Genomic DNA, 8,667 nt, shown 5'->3' on the forward strand with positions numbered 1-8,667 from the left:
AAAAAAAATCCCAAAAAATAAAAAAACACAAAGGCCACCCCACCCCCAAAAAAAAAAAAAACAACTACGGGGGGCCCCCCATAATAAATACCACACCCCCCCCCCCCGCCCCTGTGTTTCGGACGTTCGATATTCCAGCGCGAACCTACGGTGCAGCGAAGAGCGGGAACAGCTTCGGTCCGCCGTCGGGGAGTACGATCTCCGAACCGACTCGAGACAGTCCCAGACGCTCCCAGAGCCTCGAGCTGCGCTCGCTCGACGCTTCTGCATAGACACCGACACCGTCGGCGAGCCGCAGTTCGCGCAGCGCGCCGGTCACAGCAGCCCGCGCGCCGGTCCCCCGCGAGTGTTCGCGGACAGCGGCGAACATGACATGGCAGTGCGGCGGAAGGTCGGTCGGGTGATGCTCGTCGAGCAGTTCCATCAGGACGCGGACGCGGTGGCCGGTCAACCCGGTCGCGGACTCGAGTCGGTCCAGCAGAACTGCACTCTCGTCGACGGTCGGCACCGCGTCGGTGGGCGTCGACCAGACGACGACCGCGTCGTAGTCGCTCGAAGTAGCAACCATTCCGCCGCGATCGAGAATGTCTTCGGTGACGATCGCGAAAAATGAGTCCAGGTAGCGGCTACGTTCAGGCGTGTCGGTGGGTATTGCCCATTCGATGATCGGGTCCTGTGCGAAGGACGCCGTGAGCGTCGCAACGACGGCGTCGAGGTCGGGTTCACCGGTTACGATCGGTTCGGGTCTCATGTGGGCAGTGGTCATACGAATTCCTCCAAGGGAGCGACGGCGGAGCTGTGCACTGAAGTGGCCTGTCGATGGGCGCCGACCAGCGCGTCTATGCACCGTTCGATGTCCGCGCTGTCGGTCTGCCAGTTGCAGACCGACAGCCGCAGCGTGGGGTGACCGAACCACGTGGTGGGGCTGGCCCAGCCTGTCCCGCACCGCTGCACGGTGTCGACGATGCGGCCGAGGTGGCCCGCGGCGTCACCGTCCGGAGCGTCGAATCGAACCAGCACCTGATTGAGCACGACGTCGTTGACGACTGTGATGCCCGTCTCGTCGTCGAGGCTCGACGCGAGTTCCCGTGCGAGGCGACAGCATCGGTCGATCAGGTCGGCGACACCGTCCCGGCCCAGATGTCGCAGGGTCGCCCACAGAACAAGGCTGCGCGCGCGTCGGGACATGTCCGGTGAATAGTCGACGGGATCTCGGTCCCCGCCGGTGGCGACGGTCAGATACTCTGCGCTGGTCCGTAGCGCCGCGCGGTGCGCGTCGGGGTGCGCGCACAGAGCGATACCGCAGTCATAGGGAACGTTCAGCCACTTGTGCGCGTCGGTCGCCCACGAATCCGCGGCGGCGAGTCCAGAAACATGACGGCGCACGGTGGGCCCTGCGGCGGCCCACATACCGAATGCTGCATCGACGTGCACCCATCCCCCACGCTCATGCGTGAGCCGGCAGATCTCGGTCAGTGGGTCGACGGAACCGGAGTCGACATTGCCGACCTGAGCGCACACGATCAGCGGCCCCGTCGTCGAGTCCAGACGATCGATGAACGCGGGCAACGACATCCGGCCCTGTTCGTCGACATCGACGGGGTACACCTGTCCTGCCATGCCCAGCAGACGAATCGCTCGCGACACCGTGACGTGGCAGCCTTTGCTGACCAGAATGCGCGGTGCCGGCGCACCGATCAGACCGTCGTCGTCGACGTTCCAGCCCGCGTCGGCGAGCACGGAGTGACGGGCCGCGGCGAGCCCCGTCAGGTTCGCCGTCGCACAGCCGGTCGTGACACCGACCGACACGCCCGACGGCAGCCCGAACAGGTCGATCAACCACCGCGCAACCGTCTCTTCGACCACCGACGCAACGGGACTTGTCGCGTACAGCGCGCCGCATTGATCCCATATCGACGTCAGCCACTCGGTGGCGACCGCAACGGGATACGCACCGCCCATGACGAACCCGAGAAAGGTAGGCGCTCCCGAGTGCAGCAGTCCCGGTTCGCCGCGCGAGACGAGTTCGGACACCACGTCGTGCGGTTCCTCACCGCGCCTCGGCAAGGGCCGAACGAAGTCCGCTCGCAATCGGTCCCGGTCTGCCTCGACCCGAGTACTGTCGGCACGGCCCTCCCGGACGTACCGTTCGCTGTAGCGCGCGACGGTCGTCAGCAGACTCGCCGTCCGGTCCGGCGCAGTCATCGCTGCGGCTCCGGCACGTAGTGTGCCGCAGCGGCAGGCAAGCGAACCCCCGCGCTCCGCAGAGACGCCACGCGAGTGGCGTGCGCACCTCCGAACATCATGTGGTGCGCGATGTCCGCGACCCGACGATTCGTCGGCGCAGCGAGATGCGTACCGGCGACCCAACTGTTGAACGCGCCCATCGCAGGCCCGCACCAAATCTGATAGTCGGCCGTGCGATCGGATTCTCCGCGGATGCTCCACCCCGACGACAACCCTAGGTACCACCGAAAGATCAGCGCCATCTTGCGCTTCGGGTCGCGTTCGGCGCCGGCGAGTTGACCAGGGTCGCGTTCGGTGAAGTAGTCCACGCAACCCGCCCACACGTCGTCGAGCGGTCGCGCGAAGATCGACTTCTCGAGATCGGCTCGGCGGACGGCTGGAATCGACTCGATGCCGTCGTATTCGCGGTAGGTCTCGTACAGCCGGTGTGCGCGCGCCGCGAACATCGTTCCGCGGCGCAGCACCTGCACCTGCACACCGAGCTCGAACATGTCCGACGACGGTGCCATCGTGCAGTCCGCGACCCCGGACGAGGCCAGGAGCGCCTTCGTCGTGTCCGACTGATCGGCTTCCACCGACGACTGGTTAATCGAGCCGGTCACGACGTACGCGGCGCCCATCGCGAACGCTGCGGCCACCGCCTGAGGAGTGCCGATGCCACCCGCTGCGCCGATCCGGACCTCCGATCGACCGGGTCGTTCGCGAGCGAGTCGGTCTCGCAGCATGATCAGGTCCGGAAGCAGAACTGTCAGTGGACGCCGGTCGGTGTGACCGCCCGAATCGGCCTCGGCGGTAATGTCATCGGCCATCGGAATGTGTTCCGCCCACTGTGCCTGTTCGGCGGTGATCTCGCCGGAGTCGAGCAATGCCCGAAGCAGCTTCGCGGGCGCCGGCCGGAGGAAATGCTCGGCTACCTCCGGTCTGGACACCTTCGCGATCACCCGATGCCGCGGCTCGACGCGGCCATCACGGCCGAGCGCCAAGCCGCTGACTCGGTAGCGCACGAGTTGCGGCGTCAGATCCATGAAAGCCGACGCTTCGATACACGTCACCGCATTCCTGAGGCACGCGTCGACGATGGCCTTCTCGAGCGCGGGTTCGGTGGGACTATGGATGAGATTGCATGCGAACGGGGTGTTGCCGAGTGCCTGCCGAATAGTGTTCAGCGCCGCATCGATGCGGGCGGGAATCACCCCTGCGGCGCCGTAGGACGCGAGGTAGCCTGCCCGCGCCAGCGCGATCACCATGTCCGGTGACGCGATACCGTTGGCCATCGCTCCGGCGGCGTACGAGTATCGCACACCATGGAACCTGCGGAACGTGCTGTCTCCCAGAGATTGTGGCGAGAGGGGGCCGACGGCGCTGAGCACCCGGGCGTTCGCCGTCATCGCCGGATCCGACGTTGCGCCGACTCCGTCTGCATCGGCGACGATCCAGCACGGCGAGTCGAGGTCGAGCAGAACCGAACGCACGTCGCTGACGGCCCGTGCCACCGCGGCGGTCATCCGAGGGCTCCGCGGCGAATCGAGATGTCCGAAAGCTCGACAGCAAGGTCGATGAGCTCGTAGATGCGCAGACCTGGCTTCCACAACGACGCGTCGACGGTCACGATCACCGAGCCGTTCCTGCGCTCGACAGCCTTGATGTGCACCTCGAGTTCGCACTGCCGATCTGTGGGCAGGAACTGGCCGCGGTATTTCCACGTGAAGTCGATGTCGGCGGGGATCAGGAACTGCGGATCTGCCATGCCCGAATCGAACCCGGAGTCGAGCATCCATTCCTGAACGGCCTGGATCGCCGTCTCCACACCGAGCGATCCGGGGATCACCGGGTCGAGGTAGAAGTGTCGTGCGAAGAACCAGTCATTCGGATCGATTCGGCGCACTGCGTGCAGGTAGCCCTCGCCGTGATCACCGCCACCGTCGACGACGTCGACCTGATCGAGCAGCGCCAACGTACCCTGCGAACACAGGCGCGCACCCGAAGTGTTGCGACGCGCAGCGATGTCGATCGTGCGAACACTGCTCGGCACGTTCGTTTCTCGCCATGTCGGCTTGTTCCGTCCAGCGTCGAGACCGGTCTGGTTGCCCAGTGCCTCGTCGCTGAAATAGCCGAACATCGTCTCACCACGGTAGAACGCCTCGCCGTCGACCGACAGGGTGTAGTCGAATGTCTGAAGCGACGAACCAGGCAACATGGTCGTCGACAGCAACCGCGACGACTGCGCAATGGTCTTGTCGCGCAGGTCCACTTGACGAAGCACGGTCGCCGTGCCCCCGAGGTTCCGCAGACTGAGGGTTTGGTTCGGGGCGGTGAGCGTGGGGCCGACGTACAACCCCATCAACAGCGCCGCCTGCAGGGACGTCTCCATGTACACGAAGTGCGGCACCGAGTAGTTCGCGCTGTCGGCGTAGTACCACGAGTCGGCGGGCGAGTCGTATTCACTGTCGTACGACGCCAACCGGTCGAGGACCCCCCGCGTGCCGTCGAATCGACTGACGCGATCGACCAGCAGCAAACCACCGGTCGGCAGCCGTGTCGCCCGGTGTCCGGTGTAGTGCGCGAATTCGGGTCCGAGTGCGGTCCCCTGGTCCCCGCGTGCGAGATGCGCCATGTGGAACTCGTTGAGCAAGACCCTCTCTCCACCGTGGCCGATCCTGCCGGTCCAGTGATCGAGCGTGCCCCCGGTGCCGGGTCCGATCGCGGAACCCGGCTTGTCGGTGACGGTCATCGTGACACTGACGCTCCGGCCGTCGCCCGCGATCACTTCAGCGATGACATGCGGCCGAGGAACGAGGTCTATCTGAGTGACGACGACGTCGAGTTCGGTCGAACGGGTCTCGAGCTGTGTCGGTGGGGTGGCGGTCAACAATGCGTCGGCCAGGCATAGATGCAGCCCGGCGAACACCGCAAAGGTCTCGACTGCCTGCACGGCCGCTGTCGTGGCGTCACCGTCGAATCGGGCGCGCAGGCGACCCCGACCGAGCGCACCGCCACGCAGATCGATGTCGGTGATCGCGGTCAGCGCCAGAGGCGCCGCCGCAGCGATGCGGACATCGGGGTTGGCTTCGGCTTGGTTGTAGTCCGTTCCGAACACGGCATCGATGTCGCCGCGCGAGAGCGACTCCAGCGCAGCTCGGTCGAGTGTGCAGCGATCGGTACGGGCAAGTGGTTTGAATGCTCCCTCAGGCGCCACCGCGACGGGTGCGACCGTGAGCGCTCGCAGCGGTGCGGGCGCGGTACGAGCGGACCGGAGGATCGCGTGCTGGACGCGCGTGTAGGCATCGAGGTGCGCGCGGTGCGCACCTATGACCGCAGCCCTGATCTCGCGTAGCGGGTTCGGCCGTCCGGCAGCCGGTAGAAACGCCTTCGGGACGAAGGCCGCCGGTGCGGATGACGCGGGAGTGGATGAAGTGGGGATAGATGTGGCGCCGACCGGGTCGAACGCCTCGCCGTCGAAGGCGAGCACGCCCTCGCCGAGGTCTCGTGTAGAGCCGTTGTTCATGATTGGGACCACTGCCTTACTGATTCGCGGAACATGTCGGACAGATCAGGTGTCGTGACCACTGTCACGTCGGAAAACTTCTGAAGAACCACGCCGTCAGCCCCGATTGCGGTGGCGTCGATTGTTACGTCGGTAGAGCCCGCGCGCGGGTTGTCGACCACCACCGCCCAGGGCTCGCCCAACGGAAGCGCTGCGTAGTAGTCGATTCGGCCGATGCCGAGGGGTAGGCACGCCGAGTTCAGCAGGCGATGACCGAGTACCGGAGGCCCCTGCAGAATGACGTCCGCGAGTACGGGATTGTGCAGGACTCCGGCATACGCTCCGAGTTCGAGCGGCTCACCTCCGAGTTCGCATTCGAGCACCAGTTCGGTGTCCGAGTCCGTCAGAACTCGGCGCATCCCGTGCAGCAACGGCGCGTGGAATTGCCTGGCGTCGCGATACAACTCGTCGGCGGGCACTCCGGCACCGAAACGAGGTGCATGGTGCCGAGGAGCCTGCGCAGGATGCCCATCGAGATCCATCGTCGCAACGTAGTGAGAGACCGTCTTGGCTTTGTCGCCGCCGGTGACGAACACCCGAACGGTACGGTCATCGTCGGGGGCGACCCGGATATCGATGGATTCGATCGGGTGGTCGAAGACTATTCCCTTGTGCACGTGGAAATCTCGGACTCCTGTGACGGTCCGGCCCGGGTATGCCCGCTCGACGACGTTGATCATTGCGCCGAGACCGAAGGTCGCGGGAAGCACCGGATGCGCGCCGATTCGGTGCGCCTGAACCAGCGGATTCGTCTCCAGCTGCACGAGCCGCCGGGTAGCGACGAACGGTTCTCCCAGCGTCGGTGATCCTTCGGTCAGCGACGCGGCTTCTCCCACCAACACCACGACGTCGTCGCGGCGGTCAGGTGTGAACTGCTCGGCGAAGGCGCGAGCGCCGACAACGGGATCGAGCAAGGTAACACCGCGTCCGATGAAGTGCTCGCGCAACTCGGCCGTGACCATCCCGCCGTCCCAGGCGCCCCAATCGATCGCCGTCACGTGAAGATCGGGCCGGGAGGACACATGAGCTGCAGCGAACCGAGTGAGCGCCTCGTTCGCAGCCGCGTAGTCCGATTGCCCGGAATTTCCGTACAGCCCAGCGACCGACGTGAACAGCACGATCCTACGTAGCGGTGATGGCTCGTCGTTCGTCTCGAGCGCAACCAACACGGCACCGAGTCCGGTGATCTTGGGGTCGAGAACTCGGGAGATTTCGGCGACCGTCTTGGCGCCGATCGCCGAATCGGCGAGCACACCCGCACCGTGCACCACGACGGTGACCTCGGATGCCAGCGAGCTCAGGGCCGCTCCCACCGCGTCGACGTCGGTGACGTCGACCGCGATGTACTGTGCGCGATCGCCGAGGTCCTTCAGGCTCTCGGCGATTTCGCGGCCGGCCCGAACCGCTGCACAGGCCCGTCCGATGTCGCGGGGTGTGGCCCCCGATCCGGCCATCGCCGTGAGTGCTGCCGACTGCAGACCGGCGTCGTTGACACCGTGTGCCCAGTCGGGTTCGGGGTCCGGGTCGGTGCGCCCGAGGAGAACGAACCGTGCGGCCGTGTGTCGGCCGAGTTCGCGTGCGCACAGCGCCGTCACACCCCGCGCGCCTCCGGTCACGAGAACCACGTCGGACTCGGTCAATTCGGTGACGCTCATCGTCGCGGCGCGGTCGACAACCGTTTGCGACGACGACGCGCCGTGCAGGCTGGGCACGATCGTCCACCGGTCACCGTTGTCGTCGATCGCCACTTCCAGCGTGTCTGCCGCTGCGTCCGATATTTCGATCAGCAGTGTTTCTACGAGAGTGTCGGCACCGACGGCTGGATGAACGTCTATGTTCCGGCAGAACAGGCCAAGCCGCTCGGCAGCAACCGTTTTCACGACACCACCGACACCACCGATCAACGCGCGCACCGGGTCGACTGTGCCGGCGAAACCGAGCGCACCGTCGAGACGAGTCAAGGTCACCAATGCCGACCGGAGCCCGCCGGAACGTTCGAGGGAAGCGTAGGCGTACTTGGCGGCGAGCAGAGCCGCCGAGAGCCGATGGCTTGCGACAGACCACTCAGTCGACGTGCCTACCACGACGAGAGCGAGCGTCACGTCGGCGTCGAACACTCCCGCAACGGTTCTCTCGATGTCGTTCGCGGTGCCGGTCAAGGGCACATGCTCGACGGACCAGCCGCGTTCGCTGAGCCCGCTCGTAAGGCTGGCCGAATCGGCGCCATCGTCTGTGAGGTCCAGAACCACTGCGGTAGCGCCGGTTACGAACAATCCTTCGATTCTGTCCACTGGTGGAAGCGCAGTGAGTTCGACGGTGTGCCGCGGCGAGGTCGCCGCGGCTTCAGCTTTTGGGTGGACATCACTCCCCGCGGCAAGGAGCTCGACGATCTGATCGAGAGTGCGCAACGTTCCGAGCTGCTCGGGCCCGAGACTGGGCAGCGACGGGAACCTCTCCTGCACAGCGCCCAACACCTGCACCCGCTTGATCGAATCGACACCGAGATCGGCTTCGAGATCCATCGACGGATCCACCATCTCGACCGGGTAACCGGTCTTGTCGGCAACTACTTCGAGCAGGGCACTGCGCACAGCGTCGGCGGATATGCCCGACGGCGAAGGTTCCGGTGGACTAGGTAGCGCAGCGGATTCGGGCGCGGAAGGTTCCGGTGTGGGGGGATTCGGTGCCGACTGCGCCAGCAAGTCGACGATCTGATCGAGAGTGCGCAACGTTCCGAGCTGCTCGGGCCCAAGACTGGGCAGCGACGGGAACCTCTCCTGCACAGCGCCCAGCACCTGTACCCGCTTGATCGAATCGACACCGAGATCGGCTTCGAGATCCATCGACGGATCCACCATCTCGACCGGGTAACCGGT

5 protein-coding genes are annotated in these 8,667 nt (G+C 65.5%); all 5 read right to left on the bottom strand.

The annotated features are described in order from the left end of the window. Positions 1 to 145: 145 nt before the first annotated feature. Positions 146 to 766, bottom strand: coding sequence for a hypothetical protein (locus R4P65_RS30265; protein WP_317829237.1), 621 nt, complete (start codon positions 764 to 766; stop codon positions 146 to 148). Next, positions 763 to 2,205 carry a pyridoxal phosphate-dependent decarboxylase family protein gene (locus R4P65_RS30270; RefSeq protein ID WP_317829238.1) on the bottom strand — a complete coding sequence of 481 codons (1,443 nt, stop codon included), beginning with the start codon at positions 2,203 to 2,205 and terminating at the stop codon, positions 763 to 765. Before R4P65_RS30270 ends, R4P65_RS30265 begins: the two co-directional genes overlap by 4 nt. Further along, positions 2,202 to 3,752: a PfaD family polyunsaturated fatty acid/polyketide biosynthesis protein gene (locus tag R4P65_RS30275; protein ID WP_317829239.1), complete on the bottom strand. Its 1,551-nt coding sequence runs from the start codon at positions 3,750 to 3,752 to the stop codon at positions 2,202 to 2,204. The genes R4P65_RS30270 and R4P65_RS30275 overlap by 4 nt, the downstream gene beginning before the upstream one ends. Continuing rightward, positions 3,749 to 5,752: a beta-ketoacyl synthase gene (locus R4P65_RS30280; RefSeq protein ID WP_317829240.1), complete on the bottom strand. Its 2,004-nt coding sequence runs from the start codon at positions 5,750 to 5,752 to the stop codon at positions 3,749 to 3,751. The genes R4P65_RS30275 and R4P65_RS30280 overlap by 4 nt, the downstream gene beginning before the upstream one ends. Beyond that, the coding region (locus R4P65_RS30285; RefSeq protein ID WP_317829241.1) for an SDR family NAD(P)-dependent oxidoreductase at positions 5,749 to 8,667 on the bottom strand (2,919 nt) is incomplete at its 5' end. The genes R4P65_RS30285 and R4P65_RS30280, both read right to left, overlap by 4 nt.

This window comes from Rhodococcus sp. IEGM 1318 (assembly GCF_033142465.1).
Lineage (GTDB): Bacteria > Actinomycetota > Actinomycetes > Mycobacteriales > Mycobacteriaceae > Rhodococcus_F > Rhodococcus_F qingshengii_B.

Excerpts from the sequence above, each read along its gene's own strand:
- R4P65_RS30270 (WP_317829238.1), bottom strand. The coding sequence starts at position 2,205 with ATGACTGCGCCGGACCGGACGGCGAGTCTGCTGACGACCGTCGCGCGC.
- R4P65_RS30280 (WP_317829240.1), bottom strand. The coding sequence starts at position 5,752 with ATGAACAACGGCTCTACACGAGACCTCGGCGAGGGCGTGCTCGCCTTC.
- R4P65_RS30275 (WP_317829239.1), bottom strand. The coding sequence starts at position 3,752 with ATGACCGCCGCGGTGGCACGGGCCGTCAGCGACGTGCGTTCGGTTCTG.
- R4P65_RS30265 (WP_317829237.1), bottom strand. The coding sequence starts at position 766 with ATGACCACTGCCCACATGAGACCCGAACCGATCGTAACCGGTGAACCC.